Annotated in this window: 16 protein-coding genes; 10 read left to right on the top strand and 6 right to left on the bottom strand. The window is 62.7% G+C overall.

Going from position 1 to position 20,497, the window contains the following annotated elements:
* Positions 1-190: 190 nt before the first annotated feature.
* A complete protein-coding gene (locus tag BLT89_RS14235) occupies positions 191-1,993 on the bottom strand; it encodes an acyl-CoA dehydrogenase (protein WP_090196746.1) in 1,803 nt (600 codons plus the stop codon).
* Positions 1,994-2,154: 161 nt separating this feature from the next.
* Between BLT89_RS14235 and BLT89_RS14230 the strand changes: the two genes are divergently transcribed.
* Positions 2,155-3,003 (top strand): 23S rRNA (adenine(2030)-N(6))-methyltransferase RlmJ, encoded by an 849-nt coding sequence (locus tag BLT89_RS14230; RefSeq protein ID WP_090196743.1) that lies wholly within the window; start codon positions 2,155-2,157, stop codon positions 3,001-3,003.
* A 3-nt stretch (positions 3,004-3,006) separates the two neighbouring features.
* On the opposite strand, the gene BLT89_RS14225 is transcribed toward BLT89_RS14230, so the two are convergent.
* The 5 genes from BLT89_RS14225 to aceE all read right to left on the bottom strand — a co-directional run bounded on the left by BLT89_RS14225 (position 3,007) and on the right by aceE (position 9,196).
* Positions 3,007-3,411, bottom strand: a complete 405-nt coding sequence (locus BLT89_RS14225) for a hypothetical protein (RefSeq protein ID WP_090196740.1) — start codon at positions 3,409-3,411, stop codon at positions 3,007-3,009.
* Positions 3,412-3,432: 21 nt separating this feature from the next.
* Entirely contained in the window at positions 3,433-4,080 is a 648-nt protein-coding gene (gene msrA, locus BLT89_RS14220) for a peptide-methionine (S)-S-oxide reductase MsrA (protein WP_090196737.1), read from the bottom strand.
* Between the two features lie 41 nt (positions 4,081-4,121).
* Positions 4,122-4,592, bottom strand: a complete 471-nt coding sequence (locus tag BLT89_RS14215; RefSeq protein ID WP_090196733.1) for an RNA methyltransferase — start codon at positions 4,590-4,592, stop codon at positions 4,122-4,124.
* A 171-nt stretch (positions 4,593-4,763) separates the two neighbouring features.
* Positions 4,764-6,389 (bottom strand): dihydrolipoyllysine-residue acetyltransferase, encoded by a 1,626-nt coding sequence (gene aceF, locus BLT89_RS14210; protein ID WP_090196730.1) that lies wholly within the window; start codon positions 6,387-6,389, stop codon positions 4,764-4,766.
* A 161-nt stretch (positions 6,390-6,550) separates the two neighbouring features.
* On the bottom strand, positions 6,551-9,196 hold the full coding sequence (gene aceE, locus BLT89_RS14205) for a pyruvate dehydrogenase (acetyl-transferring), homodimeric type (protein ID WP_090199067.1): 2,646 nt from the start codon (positions 9,194-9,196) through the stop codon (positions 6,551-6,553).
* A gap of 247 nt (positions 9,197-9,443) precedes the next feature.
* On the opposite strand from aceE, the gene glnE reads away from it, so the two are divergent.
* The 9 genes from glnE (at position 9,444) to BLT89_RS14160 (ending at position 20,486) form a co-directional block, all read left to right on the top strand.
* Positions 9,444-12,374 carry a bifunctional [glutamate--ammonia ligase]-adenylyl-L-tyrosine phosphorylase/[glutamate--ammonia-ligase] adenylyltransferase gene (glnE, locus tag BLT89_RS14200; RefSeq protein WP_090196727.1) on the top strand — a complete coding sequence of 977 codons (2,931 nt, stop codon included), beginning with the start codon at positions 9,444-9,446 and terminating at the stop codon, positions 12,372-12,374.
* Positions 12,375-12,459: 85 nt separating this feature from the next.
* Positions 12,460-13,383, top strand: coding sequence for a branched-chain amino acid transaminase (locus BLT89_RS14195; RefSeq protein WP_090196723.1), 924 nt, complete (start codon positions 12,460-12,462; stop codon positions 13,381-13,383).
* Between the two features lie 127 nt (positions 13,384-13,510).
* Positions 13,511-14,545 carry a lipopolysaccharide heptosyltransferase II gene (gene waaF, locus BLT89_RS14190; RefSeq protein WP_090196720.1) on the top strand — a complete coding sequence of 345 codons (1,035 nt, stop codon included), beginning with the start codon at positions 13,511-13,513 and terminating at the stop codon, positions 14,543-14,545.
* Between the two features lies 1 nt (position 14,546).
* A complete protein-coding gene (gene waaC / locus BLT89_RS14185) occupies positions 14,547-15,548 on the top strand; it encodes a lipopolysaccharide heptosyltransferase I (protein ID WP_090196717.1) in 1,002 nt (333 codons plus the stop codon).
* A 91-nt stretch (positions 15,549-15,639) separates the two neighbouring features.
* Positions 15,640-16,761, top strand: coding sequence for a glycosyltransferase family 4 protein (locus tag BLT89_RS14180; RefSeq protein ID WP_090196714.1), 1,122 nt, complete (start codon positions 15,640-15,642; stop codon positions 16,759-16,761).
* Positions 16,758-17,564: a lipopolysaccharide core heptose(I) kinase RfaP gene (rfaP, locus tag BLT89_RS14175; protein ID WP_090196712.1), complete on the top strand. Its 807-nt coding sequence runs from the start codon at positions 16,758-16,760 to the stop codon at positions 17,562-17,564. The genes BLT89_RS14180 and rfaP overlap by 4 nt, the downstream gene beginning before the upstream one ends.
* A complete protein-coding gene (locus tag BLT89_RS14170) occupies positions 17,564-18,298 on the top strand; it encodes a lipopolysaccharide kinase InaA family protein (protein WP_090196710.1) in 735 nt (244 codons plus the stop codon). Before rfaP ends, BLT89_RS14170 begins: the two co-directional genes overlap by 1 nt.
* Complete coding sequence (locus BLT89_RS14165) at positions 18,295-19,041, top strand: lipopolysaccharide kinase InaA family protein (protein ID WP_090196708.1); 747 nt, start codon at positions 18,295-18,297, stop codon at positions 19,039-19,041. The genes BLT89_RS14170 and BLT89_RS14165 overlap by 4 nt, the downstream gene beginning before the upstream one ends.
* On the top strand, positions 19,038-20,486 hold the full coding sequence (locus tag BLT89_RS14160; protein WP_090196705.1) for a lipopolysaccharide kinase InaA family protein: 1,449 nt from the start codon (positions 19,038-19,040) through the stop codon (positions 20,484-20,486). The genes BLT89_RS14165 and BLT89_RS14160 overlap by 4 nt, the downstream gene beginning before the upstream one ends.
* Positions 20,487-20,497 lie beyond the last annotated feature (11 nt).

Here is a 20,497-nt window from a genome sequence, read left to right as displayed (position 1 = left end):
CTGCCGCACGGGAGACCGGCTTTCGGCGAAACCCGCTGAGCGCTGCCGCGGGTTCAGGCGCGAAGGCGTCGGCAGCCCTTGAATGCAGGCACAAGCCAGCCGAAGAGCCGGCAGGCTTGGCTCATACCAGGGTTCTGCCACCAGTGCGACCGCCGAGAAGGCGCACTTGATCAGACAGCAAGGCGTTGCGTCAGAACCACTCGCCCTGCATGGTCAGGCAGGTATCGTCGCGCGCCTCCAGCAGGTTCAGCTCATGCTGGCAGCCCGGCACCTCCCAGGTCAGGAAGTAGCGTGCCGCCTGCAGCTTGCCTTGGTAGAACTCGGCATCCGCCGGGTTGCCGCTGGCCAAGCCTTGCTCAGCCCGTATTGCCTGCTCCAGCCAGCGCCAGCCGATCACCATGTGACCAAACACTTTCAGGTACAGCGCCGAGTTGGCCAGCCCCTGATTGACCTTGCCGCTCATCAGATCGCCGAGCAGGGCCAGGGTGGTGGAAGACAGGCGCGCCAGCAGTTGTTCCAGCGGCTGGCGCAGGGCATTCAGTGACTCGAAAGCGGTCGCCCTTGCGCAGCATTGATGAATCAGCTTGAGCAACTGCTTGAGTGCCGCGCCATTGTTCATCGCTACCTTGCGCCCGAGCAGGTCGAGCGACTGGATGCCGTGGGTGCCTTCGTGGATCTGGTTCAGGCGGTTCTCGCGGTAGTACTGCTCAACCGGGTACTCGCGGGTATAGCCGTGGCCGCCAAGAATCTGGATGGCCATCTCGTTGGCCTTCAGGCAGAACTCCGAGGGCCAGGATTTGACGATCGGTGTCAGCAGGTCAAGCAGTTCCAGCGCGTTCTGGCGCTCTTCGGCAGTGTCCAGGGTTTCGGTGTCATCAAACAGGCGCGCGGCATACAGGCCGAGATCGAAAGCGCCTTCAACGTAGGCCTTTTGCATCAGCAGCATGCGCTTCACATCGGTGTGTTCGATGATCGCCACCTGCGGGCTGGTCGGGTCCTTGCCGTCCGGCTGGCGGCCCTGCGGGCGCTGGTGGGCGTATTCCAGGGAATAGAGGTAGCCGGCATAGCCAAGCATGGTCGCGCCCATGCCGACGCCGATGCGCGCCTCGTTCATCATCTGGAACATGTAGTTGAGGCCGTGGTGTGGCTTGCCCACCAGATAGCCAACGCAATTGCCGTTGTCGCCAAAGTTCAGCGCGGTGGAGGTGGTGCCGCGCCAGCCCATCTTGTGGAACAACCCGGCGAGCAACGCATCGTTGCGCGCGCCCACTGAGCCATCGTCGTTGACCAGAAACTTGGGCACGATAAACAGTGAAATACCCTTCACGCCGGGCGGCGCGTCCGGCAGTTTGGCCAGCACCATGTGCACGATGTTTTCCGAGATCGGCTGGTCACCGCCGGAAATGAAGATCTTGTTGCCCTTGATCCGGTAGCTGCCATCGGCGGCCGGCTCGGCTTTGCTGCGGATATCCGACAGCGAGGAGCCGGCATGCGGTTCGGTCAGGGCCATGGTGCCGAAGAAGCGCCCGTCGATGATCGGCTGCAGGAACAGGCGCTTCTGCTCGTCGTTACCGAAATTCTCGATCAGGTTGGCCACGCCCATGGTCAGCATCGAATAGGACGAGGTGGCGATATTGGCCGACTGGAAGTGGGCGAAGCAGGCCTGCGACAGCAGATTCGGCAGTTGCATGCCGCCGTGCTCGAAATCGCGTGTGGCGTTGAGGAAACCGGCCTGATGGAAGGCTTCCAGCGCCGGTTTGATTTCCGGGATGATCTGCGCGGCGCCGTCCACGTACTGCGGCTCCTGTTCATCGCCCTTGCGGTTGTGCGGGGCGAACAGTTCCTCGGCAATGCTGCGTGCGGTATCCACGGCGGCGTCGAAGGTCTCGCGGTTGTGCTCGGCAAAGCGTTCGCGCTGGATCAGGCTCTGCGCATCCAGTACTTCGTAGAGTTCAAAAGCCAGATTGCGGGCGCTGAGCAGGGTATCGGTCATGGGTCGTATCCCGGTGGATTGAGTCAATCCTGCCAGCTTATGTGGCAATGCTGCGCACGCCCAGCTTCATCGATGCCCGTGATAAAGCGGCCAAAGCAGGCCCCTGCACGCATCGACCTGGCGCAGGCTGCTAGAATTCGCCGCCTTGCCAGGAGTTTTCGATGAATTACCGCCACGCCTTCCATGCCGGCAACCATGCCGATGTGCTCAAGCACCTGATCCTGTCGCGCATCTTTGCCCTGCTGGCGAAAAAGGACGCACCCTACGCCTACCTCGATAGCCATGCCGGTGTCGGGCTCTACGACCTGCGTGGTGATCAGGCCAGTCGCACCGGCGAATACCTGCAGGGCATTGCCCGCCTGTGGCGGGCGTCTGACCTGCCTGCCAGCTGTGCCGATTACCTGCAGGTGCTGCGCAACCTGAACCCGGATGGCCAGCTGCGCTATTACCCCGGCTCGCCGGAGCTGGCACGCCAGCTGACCCGTGAGCAGGATCGTCTGCACTGCAACGAGAAGCATCCCGAGGATGGCCGCCTGCTCAAGGAGAACCTGCATTTCGACCGCCGCGTGGCGGTGCATCTGGGTGAGGGCTGGCATGTGCCGCGGGCCTTGCTGCCGCCACGGGAGAAACGTGCGGTACTGCTGATCGATCCGCCGTTCGAACAGGCCGACGAGTTGCAGCGTTGTGTGCAGGCGCTGAGCGAGGCGATCGGGCGCATGCGCCAGGCCATTGTGCTGATCTGGTACCCGATCAAGGAGCCCGGCCAGCTCAGGCGCTTCTACCAGCAACTGGCGAAAAGTCCGGCGCCGAAACTGTTGCGTGCCGAGTTGCTGGTGCAGCCGGCCGACAGCGCCGAACGGCTGAACGGTTCCGGGCTGGTGATCGCCAATCCGCCATGGGGGTTGGAAGAGGAATTGCGCGAGTTGTTGCCCTGGCTGGCAAACCTGCTGGCGCAGGGTCAGCCCGGCTGGACGCTGGACTGGCTGATCGAGGAGAAGACTGCCGGCTGAGGGCTACAGGGCTTCGAGCAGTTGCCTGGCCGTCAGCAGATCGCGCTGCACCCACTGCGCATCCGCCGCGAAGCGTTCCTCACTCATGCCTGGCTGGCGAAACAGGCTGAGGATCAGCTCGCAGCCCTCGCCATTGGCGACCAGCCGTAGCGGCACATAGATGCTGACTTGCGGCGTGATGTGCACCCAGTGATCGAGCACGCCATAGCTATTGGGCGGGCTGAAGGTCAGGCGTACTTGCCCCTGCGGCGTTGTTGCCAGCCACTGGCCATCTATCCGTTGCATGCCGCTGGCGAGCCCCGAGGCCCACTGGCAGAAGTGTTCGGGTACACACAGGTAGTCATAGGCCAGCTGCCAGGGGCAGGCGATGCTCTGGCTCAGGTGGCGTACGCGGTTAAGCGCGGGCATGGCGAGGGTTCCCGGATCAGCTCAGGCGGGCAGGCAGACGCCGGTGCCACCCAGGCCGCAATAACCGCCGGGGTTCTTCGCCAGATACTGCTGATGGTAGGCCTCGGCATAGTAGAAGGGGCCTGCCATGGCAATCTCTGTGGTTATCGGGCCATGGCCGGCAGCTTGCAGGGCTTGCGCAAATACTGCCTTGCTGGCTTCGGCGGCCTGCAGTTGTTCATCGTTCAGGCAGTAGATTGCCGAGCGGTACTGGGTGCCGGTGTCGTTGCCCTGACGCATGCCCTGGGTCGGATTGTGTGCCTCCCAGAAGGTTTTCAGCAGCGCCTGATAGCTGGTCAGTTGCGGGTCGAACACCACCAGCACCACTTCGGTGTGGCCGGTCAGCCCGGAGCAGGTTTCCTCGTAGGTCGGGTTCGGCGTGAAGCCGCCGGCGTAGCCGACTGCCGTGCTCCACACGCCGGGCTGCTGCCAGAAGCGCCGTTCGGCACCCCAGAAACAACCCATGGCAAATATCGCCTGCTGCAATCCGGCAGGGAACGGCGGTTGCAGGGCGTGGCCGTTGACATGGTGAGCCGCCGGTACGGCCAGCGCTGTTGCACGACCGGGTAATGCCTGTTCGGCGCTGGGCAGTTGTGCCTTGTGGGCCAGAATCCGGGAACGCAGGACCATGGGGGATGCCTCGTCGGTTGAATGGATTGGCGGCTGGCGGTTCAGCCGAATTGCGGGCCGGAGCGGGTGTTCAGGCCTTTGCTCAGACGGTCGTAGAGCACCACATTGACCGTCGCCGCGAGGTTCATGCAGCCGTTGGTGGGAATATAAATGACCTCTTCGCACCAGGACAGCACCCGCTTGTCCAGCGAGCCGTCTTCCGGGCCAAAGATGTAGATGGCCCGATCCGGATGGGTGAAGGTGGTCAGGTCGCGGGCACCTTCGACCATTTCCACCGCGACCGGCGTACAGCCGAGGGGGATGATCTGCTGCAGGTCGTCGATGCCGATCAGCGGAATGTCCTGATGCACCTTCTTGGTATCGGTGACGAAATCCTGGGCGCGGGCATAGCGCTTGCCGGTATAGAACACCGAGTTGACCCCGTAACAGCCGGCCGCACGCATTACCGCGCCGACGTTCTCCGGCGACTTGGGGTTGAACAGGCCGATACAGCTGTAACGGCGGTTGGCCATGGCGGGGTGCTCTTGGATTGCGGGGCGCGCAGGTTAACGTATTACGGCGCGTGGGTGGATAACACCATGAGCTTGCGACTTAACGGTTCTTGTAGAAGCGGGTTTGCCCGCGAATAACCCGGCCAAGTTATTCGCGGGCAAGCCCGCTCCTACAGTGTCCTGCGACGACAGTTACAGCAGCAGCGTACGGATATCGCCGAGCAGTTCGCCCAGACGCCTGGTGAAGCGTGCCGCGGCGGCGCCGTTGATTACCCGGTGGTCGTAGGACAGCGACAGCGGCAGCAGCAGTTTCGGCTGGAACGCCTGGCCATCCCAGACCGGTTGCATGCTGGCCTTGCTGACGCCAAGGATCGCCACTTCCGGCGCATTGACGATCGGCGTGAAGCCGGTGCCGCCGATATGCCCGAGGCTGGAAATGGTGAAGCAGGCACCCTGCATGGCGTCCGGCAGGAGTTTCTTGGTGCGCGCCTTTTCCGCCAGTTCGGCGGCTTCGGCGGCCAGTTGCAGCAGGCTTTTCTTGTCGACGTCCTTGAGCACGGGGACCAGCAGGCCGTCCGGGGTGTCCACGGCGAAACCGATATGTACATAACCCTTGCGCAGCAGTGCCTTGCCACTCGGCGCCAGCGAGCTGTTGAAGTCCGGTAGTTCCAGCAGCAGGTGCGCACAGGCCTTGAGCAGGAACGGCAGCACGGTCAGTTTGACCCCGGCTTTTTCCGCAGTGGCTTTCTGGGCAATGCGGAAGGCTTCCAGTTCGCTGATATCGGCGTTGTCGAACTGGGTCACGTGGGGCACATTCAGCCAGCTGCGGTGCAGGTTGGCGGCGCCGACCTGCATCAGCCGGGTCATCGGTATTTCTTCCACCGGGCCGAACTTGCTGAAATCGACCTCGGGTACCGGCGGGATGCCGCTGCCACCCATGGCGCCGGGTGCTTGCTTGGCCTTCTGCAGCTGTTGTTTGACGAACTGCTGCACGTCCTCCTTGAGAATACGACCGTGTGGTCCGCTGGCGGTCACCGCCGCCAGGTCCGCGCCCAGTTCGCGCGCCAGCTGGCGTACGGCAGGACCGGCATGCACCCTGCTGTTGCCGGGTTGCGTTGCGGGCTGTTCTGCTGGCGGCTCGCTACGGGTTGGTGCAGCTGCGTTGGCTGCAGGTGCTGGCGCAGGCGTGGCTGGTGCTGGTGCGGCGGCGGCAGGGCTGGCTGCTGCAGAGGGGGTTGTCGCGCTGACCTGCAATTGCAGGATCGGATCGCCGGTGCCGACTTCGTCTTCCAGCTTGACGTGCAGGGCAGTGACCACGCCGGCGGCCGGCGAGGGAATTTCCATGCTGGCCTTGTCCGACTCCAGCACCAGCAGCGACTGTTCGGTTGCTACCGTGTCGCCGACCTTGACCAGCAGTTCGATGATCCTCGCCTTGCCGGACGAGCCGATATCCGGCACCTGGATATCCTGCAGTGCGCTGGTGCTGGCGGCGGCAGGCGCGGTCTGCTCCGGCGCTGGAGTTGCGCTGGCGCTTGTCTCTGCGGCAGCAGGTGCTGCTGGCTCTGCGGGCGGGGTAACCGCGGCTTCGCCGCTGTCCAGCTCGAGCAGGTCATCGCCGGTTTTCAGTTTGTCGCCCAGCTTGACCAGCAGGCGGGTGATCACGCCGGCGCGTGGCGCCGGAATTTCCATGCTGGCCTTGTCCGACTCCAGGGTCAGCAGGCTCTGTTCGGCCTCGATGCGATCACCGACCTTGACCAGCAGCTCGATCACTTCACCCTCACCGTTGCCGATATCGGGTACGCGAATCAACTCACTCACAATCCTTCTCCTTGGCAAAGCGCGGACGCAGGGTGGGCTTCAGCCCGCCGAGACGCTCTGCGTGGGCATTGGTGGGCTGAAGCCCACCCTTCAGACAAAGACCGGCAATAGTTAACCCGTGCAGCAGTCCAGGAAAAAATCAGCGATGCAGTTTTCATGACTCAGCACTCCAGCGGGTTGGCCTTGTCCGGATCGATACCGAAACGCTTGATCGCATCGGCCACCACCTTGGGTTTGATTTCGCCACGGGCAACCAGCGCTTCCAGTGCGGTAATCACGACGAAGTGGCGATCCACCTCGAAGAAGTGCCGCAGTTTGGCCCGGCTGTCGCTGCGGCCGAAGCCGTCGGTGCCGAGTACCTTGTACTCCTTGCCGGGTAGCCACTGGCGAATCTGGTCAGCGAACAGTTTCATGTAGTCGGTGCTGGCAATCACCGGTACGTCGCTCTTGCACAGGCATTGCTCGACGTAGGTGGTGCGCGCCTTCTTGGTCGGATTCAGACGATTCCAGCGCTCCACGGCGAGACCTTCGCGGCGCAGCTCATTGAAGCTGGTCACGCTCCAGACATCGGCGCCGACATTGAAGTCTTCGCGAAGAATTTTCGCCGCCTCGCGCACTTCGCGCAGGATGGTGCCGCAGCCGAGCAGTTGTACCTGATGCGCGGCTTTGCTCTTGTCCGCTTCCAGCAGGTACATGCCGCGGATGATGCCGTCCTCGACACCCTTGGGCATTGGCGGTTGCACATAGGCCTCGTTCATCACCGTCAGGTAGAAGAACACGCTTTGCTGTTCCTCGATCATCTGGCGGATGCCTTCACGGATGATCACCGCCAGCTCGTAGCCGTAAGTCGGGTCGTAGCTGCGGCAGTTGGGGATGGTCGAGGCGAGGATGTGGCTGTGGCCGTCCTCGTGTTGCAGACCTTCGCCATTCAGGGTGGTGCGCCCGGCAGTGCCGCCGATCAGGAAGCCGCGCACCTGCATGTCGCCGGCGGCCCAGGCCAGATCGCCGATACGCTGGAAACCGAACATCGAATAGAACGCGTAGAACGGCAGCATCGGCTGGTTGTGGCTGCTGTAGGAACTGCCGGCAGCCATCCAGCTGGACATGGCGCCGGCCTCGTTGATGCCTTCCTCGAGAATCTGGCCCTTCTTGTCCTCGCGGTAGAACATCACCTGGTCTTTATCCACCGGCTCATACAGCTGGCCGACCGAGGAGTAGATGCCCAGCTGGCGGAACATGCCTTCCATGCCGAAGGTGCGCGCCTCGTCGGGGATGATCGGCACGATGCGCTGGCCGAGGTCCTTGTCCTTGACCAGTTGCGCGAGGATCCGCACGAAGGCCATGGTGGTGGAGATTTCGCGGTCGCCGGAACCGTCAAGAACGGCCTTCAGGGTGGCCAGTGGCGGCGTCGGAATGCTGATGCTGCGGCTGCGCCGTTGCGGCACGAAACCGCCCAGTGCCTCACGGCGTTGCAGCAGGTAGCGGGCCTCGGCACTGCCTTCGGCCGGGCGGTAGAACGGCAGCTTGTCCAGATCGTTGTCGTTGATCGGGATGTCAAAGCGGTCGCGGAATTTCTTCAGGCTCTCGACGTCGACTTTCTTCACGTTGTGCGCGGTGTTTTGCGCTTCGCCTGCGCCGATGCCATAACCCTTGATGGTCTTGGCCAGCACCACGGTGGGCTGGCCCTTGTGGTTCACGGCAGCGTGGTAGGCGGCATACACCTTGTAGGGGTCATGGCCGCCGCGGTTGAGATTCCATATCTCCTTGTCGGAGAGGTCACTGACCATGGCCTTGAGTTCAGGGGTGTTGAAGAAGTGCTCGCGGACGAAGCCGCCGTCCTTGGATTTGTAGTTCTGGTAGTCACCGTCAACCACCTCGTCCATACGCCGCTGCAAGGCACCGTTCTTGTCCTTGGCGAACAGCGGATCCCAGAAGCGGCCCCAGATGACTTTCTTGACGTTCCAGCCAGCACCGCGGAACACCCCTTCGAGTTCCTGGATGATCTTGCCGTTACCGCGCACCGGGCCGTCGAGGCGCTGCAGGTTGCAGTTGACCACGAAGATCAGGTTGTCCAGTTGCTCGCGACCGGCCATGGCAATCGCTCCGAGGGATTCCGGCTCGTCGGACTCGCCATCGCCCATGAAGCACCAGACCTTCTGCTTGCCGGCGGGAATGAAGCCGCGATGCTCCAGGTACTTCATGAAGCGTGCCTGGTAGATCGCCTGCAACGGGCCGAGGCCCATGGACACCGTGGGAAATTGCCAGAACTCCGGCATCAGCCAGGGGTGCGGATAGGAAGACAGGCCGCCACCGTCGGTTTCCCGGCGGAATTTGTTCAGCTGGTCTTCAGTGATGCGCCCTTCAAGGAAGGCGCGGGCATACACGCCCGGCGAGGCATGGCCCTGGAAGTAGATCAGGTCGCCGCCATGTTCTTCGGTCGGGGCCTGGAAGAAATAGTTGAAGCCGACGTCATACAGGGTGGCACTGGAAGCAAAGGTGCCGATGTGGCCGCCGAGGTCGGGGTCCTGCTGGTTGGTGCGCATGACCATGGCCAGCGCGTTCCAGCGCACCAGTGAACGGATCCGCCGTTCCATGAACAGGTCGCCGGGCATGCGTGCCTCATGGCCGACCGGTATGCTGTTGCGATAAGGCGTGGTGATCGCGTAGGGCAACTGGGTGCCGGTACGGGCTGCCAGTTCACCCATGCGGGTCAGCAGATAGTGCGCGCGGTCTTCGCCCTCCTTGTCGAGAACCGACTCGAGGGCGTCCAGCCATTCCTGGGTTTCGACGGGATCGAGGTCTTGCATGGCTTGCTCCAAGGCTCAAAGGCTTCCAGAATCGGTCACCAGTTGCTGCACGGCGTTACGCAGTAGCAGCGAATTCGGGAACTACTGACGGCTTTCCGTTTTGTAGTTTTACTACATATTAACCTGCCGGGCTGGTTTGGAATAGTCTACTTATGTAGTACTACTACATGGGATTTGCTGTAATCAGGCTGCAGTTGCAGCCGTAGAATCTGCCTTCCAGTCAGCCCGCTTTCATCAAGGATAGACCATGAGTTTGCCTTTGCTGCCTCCTTTGCCAGACCTATTGCAGGCATGTGCCGGGCGTGCTGAAAGGGAGTTTGCCAGTGCGCTGGCCGAGCAGGGAGCTGCAGATTCCTGGCCTGTCGGGTTTCGCGAAGACTTCCGCCGGGTTACCGCCGCCAGTGATTTTGTAACCGAGCAGTTGCTGCGCGATCCGCAGCTGTTACTTGACGAGCAGTTCACCGGCCTGTTGCAGCGCGAACTGGCGCACGCCGAGATGCGCAGCCTGCTCCAGGCGTGTCTGGCCGACTGCCCGGACGAGGACGATCTCGGACGGCGTCTGCGGCGTTTCCGCAATCGTCAGCAGTTGCGCATCATCTGGCGTGATGTCACCCGGCAGGCCACGCTGGTGGAAACCTGTCGCGACCTGTCGGACATGGCCGATGCCTGCATCGACCTGGCCTATCAGTGGATCTACCAGCGCCACATTGTCCAGTTCGGCACGCCAATCGGTCGCCATACGGGCACGCCGCAACATATGGTGATCCTCGGTATGGGCAAGCTGGGCGCCCATGAGCTCAACCTGTCTTCGGATATCGATCTGATCTTCGGCTACCCGGAGGGCGGTGAAACCGAGGGGGTCAAGCGCACGCTGGATAACCAGGAATTCTTCATTCGTTTGGGCCAGCGGCTGATCAAGGCGCTGGATGCGATCACCGTGGATGGTTTCGTGTTCCGCACCGACATGCGTTTGCGTCCGTACGGTTCGGCCGGCGCGCTGGCGCTGAGCTTCAATGCGCTGGAACAGTACTACCAGGATCAGGGTCGTGACTGGGAACGTTACGCCATGATCAAGGCTCGGGTGGTTGCCGGTGACCAGCAGGCGGGTGCGCAGTTGCTGGAAATGCTGCGGCCGTTTGTTTACCGCCGCTATCTGGATTTTTCCGCCATCGAGGCACTGCGCGCCATGAAACTGCTGATTCAGCAGGAGGTACGGCGCAAGGGCATGGCAGATAACATCAAGCTCGGCGCCGGCGGCATTCGTGAAGTGGAATTCATCGCCCAGGTCTTCCAGCTGATTCATGGTGGCCGTGACCTGAGCCTGCAGCAGCGCTCATTACTGAAAGTTCTGGGGACCTTGCAAGCCCAGGGTTATATGCCGGCGACAGCAGTAGATGACATGCGGCAGGGCTACGAATTCCTGCGCTATACCGAGCATGCCTTGCAGGCCATCGGTGACCGCCAGACGCAGATGTTGCCGGATAACGAGCTGGATCAGGCGCGCGTCGCCTGCATGCTGGGCTTTGCCAGCTGGGGTGAGTTTCATCTGGAGCTGATGCAATGGCGCGCACGCATTGACCGGCATTTCCGCCATGTAATTGCCGATCCTGACGAGGATGAAGACGAGCAGGCCGCTGGGGCCGCCGGGCTGGAGTGGTTGCCGCTGTGGGAAGAAGCGGTGGAGCCGGAAAGTGCCATTCAGCAACTGGCCGAGGCCGGTTTTGATAATGCCGAGGCGGCTTTCAAACGTATTCTTGACCTCAAGCGCGGGCCGCAGGTACGTGCCATGCAACGCATGGGGCGTGGGCGGCTGGATGCGTTCATACCGCGCCTGCTGGTGCAGGCGGCAGAGCACGATGATCCGGACCGGGTGCTGGAACGGGTGATGCCGCTGGTGGAGCGGGTTGTGCGGCGTTCGGCCTATCTGGTACTGCTTAGCGAAAATCCCGGCGCCCTGCAGCGGCTGATCCGCTTGTGTGCGGCCAGCCCGTGGATTTCCGAGCAGATTGCGCGCTACCCGTTACTGCTCGATGAGTTGCTCAACGAGGGGCGTCTGTTCAAGCCGCCACTGGCGCCCGAACTGGCGGCCGAATTGCGTGAGCGGCTGGCGCGTATTCCCGAGGATGACCTGGAGCAGGAAATGGAGGCGCTGCGGCATTTCAAGCTGGCGCACCGCTTGCGTGTTGCCGCTTCGGAAATTGCCGGAAGTTTGCCGCTGATGAAGGTCAGTGACTATCTGACCTGGCTTGCCGAAGCCATTCTCGAGCAGGTGCTGGCGCTGGCCTGGCGGCAGATGGTGGCCAGGCACGGCACGCCGCGGCGCGTCGATGGCAGCCTGTGCAACCCGGATTTCATCGTCGTCGGGTATGGCAAGGTTGGTGGTATCGAGCTCGGCCATGGTTCTGATCTGGATCTGGTGTTCATTCACGATGCCGATTCGCTGGCGGAAACCGATGGTGCCAAACCGGTCGATGGTGCTCAGTTTTTCGCCAGGCTCGGGCAGCGCATCATTCACCTGCTGACCACCCAGACCACTTCGGGGCCGCTGTATGAAGTGGACATGCGCCTGCGTCCTTCCGGTGCTTCCGGTCTGCTGGTCAGTTCGCTGGCGGCGTTCGAGCGCTATCAGGAAAGCGAAGCCTGGACCTGGGAGCATCAGGCCCTGGTGCGTGCGCGGGTGCTGGTCGGGTGTCCGCGGGTGACGGCGGGGTTCGAGGCGATTCGTGCCCGGGTGCTGGGTGGTGAGCGCGATCTGCCCAAGCTGCGCGAAGAGGTTTCCGAAATGCGCGCGAAGATGCGCGACAACCTGGGCACCCGCGAAACGGCAGCCGGCACAGCCGTCAACGCCTTCGACGCCGGGCAGAGCTTCGATCTCAAGCAGGACGCCGGCGGTATCGTCGATATTGAATTTATGGTGCAATACGCGGTCTTGGCCTGGTCGCACAGGCACCCGCAATTGCTACGCTATACCGACAATATCCGCATTCTGGATGGCTTGGGCGAGCTGGATCTGTTGCCGCTGGAGGATGTCAGCCTGTTGCAGGACGCTTACCGGGCGCTGCGCGCCGTAGCCCACCGGCAGGCCTTGCAGAAACAGCCCGGCAAAGTCGCCGCTGACCAGTTGTCCGCCGAGCGGGGTACCGTGCTGAGGGTCTGGCGGGAGCTGGGGTTGTTGTAGGCTGGACGCGGGCGGCAGGTTTGACCGGGGCGCGCGGCAGTAAACGAATTGTTGAATTGAGCGAACAGATAAGGAGCAGATTGATATGTCGATGGCCGATCGTGATGGCGTGATCTGGTATGACGGCAAAATGGTGCCATGGCGCGATGCCACCACCCATGTCCTGACCCATACCCTGCATTACGGGATGGGTGTGTTCGAGGGCGTGCGTGCCTACAACACGGCGGAAGGTACGGCGATTTTCCGTTTGCAGGCGCATACCGACCGCCTGTTCGACTCGGCGCACATCATGAATATGCCGATGCCGTTCAGCAAGGAAGAGATCAACGAGGCCCACCGTGCAGTGGTGCGCGAGAACAATCTGGAAACCGCCTACCTGCGGCCGATGGTGTTCTACGGATCCGAGGCCATGGGCCTGCGCGCTGCCGGCCTCAAGGTGCATGTCATAGTGGCGGCCTGGTACTGGGGCGCGTACATGGGCGACGAAGCGTTCGAGCAGGGCATCAAGGTGCGTACCAGCTCCTTCACCCGCCACCATGTGAATATCTCCATGACCCGGGCCAAGGCCAACGGCAACTACATCAACTCGATGCTGGCATTGCAGGAAGCCATCTCCGGCGGTGCCGACGAGGCCATGCTGCTGGATACCGAAGGTTACGTAGCGGAAGGCTCGGGGGAGAACATCTTCCTGGTACGCAATGGCGTGGTCTACACCCCGGAGGTCACCTCCTGCCTGAATGGCATTACCCGCAACACCATCCTCACGCTGGCCGACGAGCTGGGCATCAAGGTGGTCGAGAAGCGCATCACCCGTGACGAGGTGTACATCGCCGATGAAGCCTTCTTTACCGGCACCGCTGCCGAAGTCACGCCGATTCGTGAAGTCGACGGTCGCCAGATCGGCGCCGGCCGCCGTGGTCCGCTGACCGAGAAACTGCAGAAGGCCTATTTCGACCTGGTCAACGGCAAGAGTGCCGGCCATGCGGAATGGCGCACTCTGGTCAAGTAAGCGTAGGGTGGGTTAGACCGCAGGTCGTAACCCGCCATCCGGCCCGAAGGGGCGGCCAAAGGGATGTCTGCCGACATCCATGGTGGGTTACGCCGCTGATGCGACTAACCCACCCTACGGGTAAAGCATGAACATATTGATCGTAGGACCCAGCTGGGTAGGCGACATGGTCATGGCGCAGACACTCTTCCAGTGTCTGCAACAGCGCCATCCGGGCTGCGCCATCGATGTGCTGGCGCCCGACTGGAGCCGGCCGATTCTCGAGCGCATGCCCGAAGTGCGGGCAGCCCTGAGCTTTCCGCTGGGGCATGGCGTGCTGGATCTGGCGGCGCGGCGCAAGATCGGCAAAAGCCTGGCTGGTCAGTACGATCAGGCAATCCTGCTGCCCAATTCACTGAAATCCGCCCTGGTACCGTTCTTTGCCGGCATTGCCAAACGCACCGGCTGGAAAGGCGAGATGCGTTACGGTCTGCTGAATGACATCCGCAGCCTGGATAAAGACCGCTACCCGCTGATGATCGAGCGCTTCATGGCACTGGCCTTCGAGCCGGGAGCCGCACTGGCGCAGCCTTATCCACGGCCGCTGCTGCAGATCGATCCGGCCAGCCGGGAGGCGGCGCTGGCCAGATTCGGCCTGAGTCTGCAGCACCCTGTGCTGGCCCTCTGCCCGGGTGCCGAGTTCGGCGAGGCGAAACGCTGGCCGGCCGAGCATTACGCCAAGGTTGCCGAGCTGAAGATTCGTCAGGGCTGGCAGGTCTGGTTGTTCGGCTCGAAGAGCGACCAGCCCGGCGGTGAGGATATCCGCAGCCGGCTGATTCCCGGTCTGCGTGAGGAGTGTGTGAATCTGGCCGGGCAGACCTCGATGGCCGAAGCCATTGACCTGTTGTCCAGCGCCAGCGCCGTGGTGTCCAACGACTCCGGTCTGATGCATGTCGCCGCGGCGCTGAATCGCCCGCTGGTGGCGGTGTACGGTTCCACTTCGCCGCAGTTCACCCCGCCGCTGGCCGATCAGGTGGAAATAGTTCGCCTGGGCCTGGAGTGCAGCCCGTGCTTCGAGCGCACCTGCCGCTTCGGTCATTACAACTGTTTGCGTGATCTGAAACCGCGGCCGGTGATTGACGCACTGGAGCGTTTGCTCGGCAGTCCGGTCGAGGTGCGTTAGGTTGCGCGTCCTGCTGATCAAGACCTCGTCGCTCGGCGATGTCATTCATACCTTGCCGGCGCTTACCGATGCCGCACTGGCGATTCCGGGCATCCAGTTCGACTGGGTGGTGGAAGAGGGCTTTGCCGAGATTCCGGCCTGGCATCCGGCGGTGGCGCAGGTGCTGCCGGTGGCCATCCGCCGTTGGCGCAAGCATCCCCTGCAAACCTTCAGAGACGGTGAGTGGCGGCGCTTCAAGGCGCGTCTGCGCGAGACCAGATACGATCTGGTGATTGATGCCCAGGGCCTGCTCAAGAGCGCCTGGTTGACCCGTTACGTACAGGCGCCGGTGGCCGGGCTGGACCGCGATTCGGCCCGTGAACCCATCGCCTGCCACTTCTATGACCGGACCTATGCGGTACCCAAGGACCAGCATGCGCTGCAGCGGGTCCGCCAGCTGTTCGCCCGCGCGCTGGGTTATGCCTTGCCCGCAGGTCTGGGTGACTATGGGCTGGATCGGGCCGGCATGGCGGACGCGCCGGAATTGCCTTACCTGCTGTTCCTGCACGGTACCACCTGGCCGAGCAAGCACTGGCCGGAGAACGAGTGGCGTGCGCTGGCCGAGCGCTGCAACGAACTGGGCTGGGCAGTCCGCCTGCCCTGGGGCAACGCGGAAGAGCAGGCCCGCGCCGAACGTATTGCGGCAGGACTGGAGCATGTTGCCGTGCTGCCGAAACTGAATCTCGCCGGCGTGGCCAAGGTAATAGCCGGTGCCCGCGCCTGCGTGGCGGTGGACACCGGCCTCGGTCACATGGCTGCCGCGCTGGATGTGCCCACCATCTCCCTGTATGGACCGACCCTGCCGGGCAAGGTCGGTGCCTACGGCAAGGGCCAGATCCATCTGTGTGCCAGTGGCCCGGGTGCCGGTAGCGGCGACCGCAACAAGTCGTGCTTTGATGGGCTTGATGCACAGCATGTTGGTACGCAGCTGGAAGCACTGCTGCTGGCTGGAGAGGATGCATGACAGCTTTCGTAGGGTGGGCTTCAGCCCACCGGTATGCTTACGCCGCAGTTGGTGGGCCAAGGCCCACCCTACGCTTGACTGGAAAGCCGTGATGCAACTTGCCTTCGTGCTCTACAAGTACTTTCCCTACGGCGGCTTGCAGCGCGACTTCATGCGGATCGCCCTGGAATGCCAGCAACGCGGGCATGCCATTCGCGTTTACACGCCCATCTGGGAAGGTGAAGTGCCGGCCGGTTTCGATGTGCGGGTGGCGCCGGTCAAGGCGCTGTTCAACCACCGCCGCAACGAAAAATTCACTGCCTGGCTGGCAGCTGATCTGGCCCGTGATCCGGTGGACCGGCTGGTCGGTTTCAACAAGATGCCCGGGCTGGATGTCTACTATGCCGCCGACGGTTGCTACGAGGACAAGGCGCAAACCCTGCGCAATCCGATCTACAAACGCTGGGGTCGCTACAAGCACTTTGCCGACTACGAGCGGGCGGTGTTTGGCGTCGATGCGAACACCGAGATCCTGATGATTTCGGCAGTGCAGCAACCGCTGTTCGTGCAGCATTACCACACCCCGCTGCAGCGCTTTCACCTGCTGCCGCCGGGTATCGCCCAGGACCGCCGGGCACCGGCCAATGCCGCCGAAATTCGGGCTGAATTCCGTCGCGAGTTCAAGCTGGCGGATGACGACCTGCTGCTGGTGCAGATCGGTTCCGGCTTCAAGACCAAGGGCCTGGACCGCAGCCTCAAGGCGCTGGCGGCGCTGCCGCGCGAGCTGAAAAAACGCACACGGCTGATCGCCATCGGTCAGGACGACCCGCGGCCGTTCCAGCTGCAGGCCAAGACGCTCGGGGTCTCCGCGCAGGTCGATATTCTCAAGGGGCGCAGCGATATTCCGCGCTTCCTGCTCGGTGCCGATCTGCTGATCCATCCGGCCTACAACGAGAACACCGGTACCGTGCTGCTCGAGGCGCTGGTCTCCGGTTTGCCGGTACTGGTCACCGATGTCTGCGGTTACGCCCACTATATTGCCGAGGCCGATTGCGGACGGGTGCTGGCCAGTCCGTTCGAGCAGGCGGCCCTCGACCACCAGCTGGCCGACATGCTGGCCGACGATCAGCGGCGGGCTTTCTGGGGGCGTAACGGGCTGGCGTTTGCCGAGTCTGCCGACCTCTATTCGATGCCGCAAAAGGCAGCGGATGTGATTGTCGGGGGTGGTGCATGAAGCTATTCCTCGCCGAACCCTTCAAAACCCTGTGGGCCAAGCAGGACCCCTTCGTTGCCGTCGAACAGTTGCAGGGCGAGGTCTACCGTGAACTGGAAGGCCGCCGCACTCTGCGCACCGAGCTCGTCGGGCACGGCTATTTCGTCAAGATCCATCGCGGTATCGGCTGGGGCGAGATCGTCAAGAACCTGCTGACTGCCAAATTGCCGGTACTCGGCGCCCGGCAGGAATGGCTGGCGATCAAGCGCCTGACCGCTGCCGGCGTGCCGACCATGACCGCAGTGGCCTATGGCGAGCGTGGAGGCAATCCGGCGCGGCAGCACTCGTTTATCGTCACCGAGGAGCTGGCACCTACCACCGACCTCGAGCAACTCAGTCTGCACTGGGCGCAGCAGCCGCCCGAGCCCCGCCTCAAGCGCGCGCTGATTGCAGAAGTGGCACGCATGACCGGCATGATGCATCGTGCCGGGGTCAATCACCGTGACTGCTATATCTGCCACTTTCTGCTGCACACCGACCAGCCGCTGACGGCAGATACTCTGCGCCTGTCGCTGATCGACCTGCACCGCGCGCAGACACGCAACGCTACGCCACGCCGCTGGCGTGACAAGGATCTGGCCGCGCTGTATTTCTCGGTGCTGGATATTGGTCTGACCGAGCGCGACAAGCTGCGCTTCCTGCGCGGGTATTTCCGGCAACCGCTGCGCCAGATACTCCGTGAAGAAGCCCGGTTGCTCGGCTGGTTGCAGGGCAAGGCGGACAAGCTTTATGCACGCAAGCAGCGTTACGGGGACGCACTCTGATGGCGGGCTGGAAACTGGAAGATGACTTTGTTGCGCTTGTGGCCGATTTCGGCAGCCTGGATGCAGTGTTTGCCCTGCAGGGTCAGCGTATTACCAAGGATGAAATTTCCGAGGTGATCCGCCTAGAGCGCGCCGGAGTTGGTTATTACGTCAAACGCTACCGCAGCAATGGCAAGGGTCTGCGCCGTTTCAGCGGACGCACCCGGGTGATGACCGAGTGTCGCAATCTGAAGCGCTTTGCCCAATGGGGCATACCCACGCCGAGGGTGGTCGCGGCCGGTATGCAGCGGCAGAAAGGCTCTTTTGTGCGTGGCGCGCTGATTACCCGGGAACTGGTCGGCACCTGCGACCTGTCCCAGCTGGCGCTGACCCGTGACCCGCGCCTGGCTAACCCGGACTGGGTGCGCAACATCAGCCAGCAGGTGGCAAGCATCACCCGTGCGCTGCATGACCAGCACTTCACCCACAATGACCTGAAGTGGCGCAACCTACTGGTCAATACGAGCGATCAGGTGTTCCTCATCGACTGTCCGTCCGGCGGGTTCTGGTGGGGGCCGACTCTGCGCTATCGCATCGTCAAGGATCTGGCCTGCCTGGACAAGGTGGCCAAGACCTGCCTGAGTCGCACCCAGCGCCTGCGCTTTTACCTGCAGTACCGCGGGCGCCAGCGGCTGAATGCCAGTGACAAGAAGCGTATTGCGCAGGTCGTCGGCTTCTTCGAGGGCCGCGAATGAACGACTACCTTGCTGCTGAGGATCGCGCGCTGCTGGAACAGCATGGCCTGGCCAGCTTCGATGCCTTGTGGGCGCTGCAACTGGAGCCGGTGGACGAGCCGAATACCGAGCGCGGTGGTTACAGCACGGTCTGCCGGCTGGAGCTGGACGGGCATGCCTATTATCTCAAACGCCAGACCAACCATCTGACCCGCAGCCTGGCGCATCCGCTGGGCGAGCCGACCTTTGCCCGCGAATTGCGCAATATCCGGCGTTACCGGGAGCTGGGCATCCCGGCGCTGGAGGCGGCGTTTTTTGCCGCACGCAAGCGCCCGGGCGAGTCCTGTGCAATATTGCTGACGCGCGCACTGGATGGCTGGAGCGACCTGTTCAAATTGCTCGAAGGCTGGGATGCGCTGACCGCGCTACAGCGCCGCAACATCATCCTTGCCTGTGGCCAGCTCGCCGCCCGCCTGCACGCCGCAGGGCAGCTGCATGGTTGCTTCTATCCCAAACATATTTTTCTGCGGCCGCAGGCAGAAGGCTATCAGGCCTGTCTGATCGATCTGGAGAAAACCCGGCCACTGTGGTTTGGCCGGCGTGACCGGATCAAGGACCTGGAGCCTTTGCTGCGTCGCGCCAATGCCTGGACGGAGGACGAAGTGCACTTGTTCCTCGTGACCTATCTGGGCGGCGAAACCGGGTTAGACAGCTGGATGGATCGGCTGGGTGCCCGTCAGCGTGACAAGGACGGGCGGCGGTGAAACTTTCCCGGTTAGCCGGCCGTAATCCGCAATTGCCGTTGGCGCTAGAGCTGGACGCGTGCAATACGTTGCAGATCGAGCGTTGGATGCGTGTCCTGCCAGGGCAGCGCTATGTCGGCGTGGCGCAGTGGCAAGGGCGCAAGGTGCTGGCCAAACTGCTGATCGGCGGCAATAGCGAGCGGCATTATTCCCGTGAGCTTGCCGGTGCGCAGTTGCTCGCAGGGCAGGGGCTCAAGACCCCGGCACTGCTGGCGCATGGCCAGATGGCGGGCGAGGGCGGCTGGCTGTTGTTCGATTACCTGGAGGGCGCTGAAAGCCTTTGGGATGCCTGGCGTGCCGTGGAGCGGCAACCCTGTTTATCCGATGCTCAGCAAGCCGTTCTGGGCGAAGCGCTGAGCCTGATCGGCCAGATGCATGCGCGGGGTTTGTGGCAGGCCGACCTGCATCTGGACAATCTGCTGCGTCAGCAGGGACAGCTGTTCGTCATCGATGGCGGCGGTGTGCAGGTCGAAACGGCCGGGCAGCCGCTATCCAGGGCCAGGGTGCTGGAGAATCTCGGGGTGTTTTTTGCCCAGCTGCCAGCCGAGATCGAGGCCTCGCTGGAAGAACTGCTGGTGCATTACCTGCTGGCCAACGCTGAACACGCCTTGCCGCTGGAGCGGTTGCAGAAAGAAATTGCCAAGGTGCGGCGCTGGCGGTTGCGTGACTACCTGAAAAAGATCGCCCGCGATTGCAGCCTGTTCAGCGCCCGCATAGGTGCCTTCGGTTTGCGCGTGGTGCGCCGCGAAGCTGAAACGCAGCTGGCACCCTTGCTGGCGGAGCTGGATGGGCGCATCGAGCAGGGGCATATCCACAAGACCGGCGGTGCTGCCACGGTGGCGCGGGTGGAGGTTGGCGGCACTAGGCTGCTGGCCAAACGCTACAACATCAAGAGCCTGCTGCACTGGTGCAAACGCTTCTGGCGACCCAGTCGCGCCTGGCACAGCTGGCGTGAGGGCAATCGCCTGGAGTTGCTCGGCATTGCCACGCCACAGCCGCTGGCAGTAATCGAGCGGCGCTGGTGCTGGTTGCGCGGTCCGGCCTATCTGATTACCGAATACCTGGCGGGGCAAGATATAATCACGCGCTTCCAGCCGTATCTCGACAGCACACCGCCCGAGAGTGATTTGCTGGCACTGGACCGGCTGTTCCAGGCACTGCTGCGCGAGCGCATCAGCCATGGCGACCTGAAAGGCTACAATCTGTTCTGGGATGAGGTGCAGGGAGTTGGCTGCTGGTCCTTGATTGATCTGGATGCCATGCAGCAACACCGCAGCCTGCGCCGCTTCAAGCCAGCTTATGCGCGGGATCGCGCGCGCTTTTTGCGCAACTGGCCGGCTGATTCAGCGCTGTACCGGTTGCTCGACAAACGTTTACCGCAGGTGCCCGGCACCTGCCCTGAATAGAGGTTTCTCCT

Source organism: Pseudomonas pohangensis (genome assembly GCF_900105995.1).
Lineage (GTDB): Bacteria > Pseudomonadota > Gammaproteobacteria > Pseudomonadales > Pseudomonadaceae > Aquipseudomonas > Aquipseudomonas pohangensis.
This window is presented reverse-complemented; position numbering and strand designations above follow the sequence as displayed.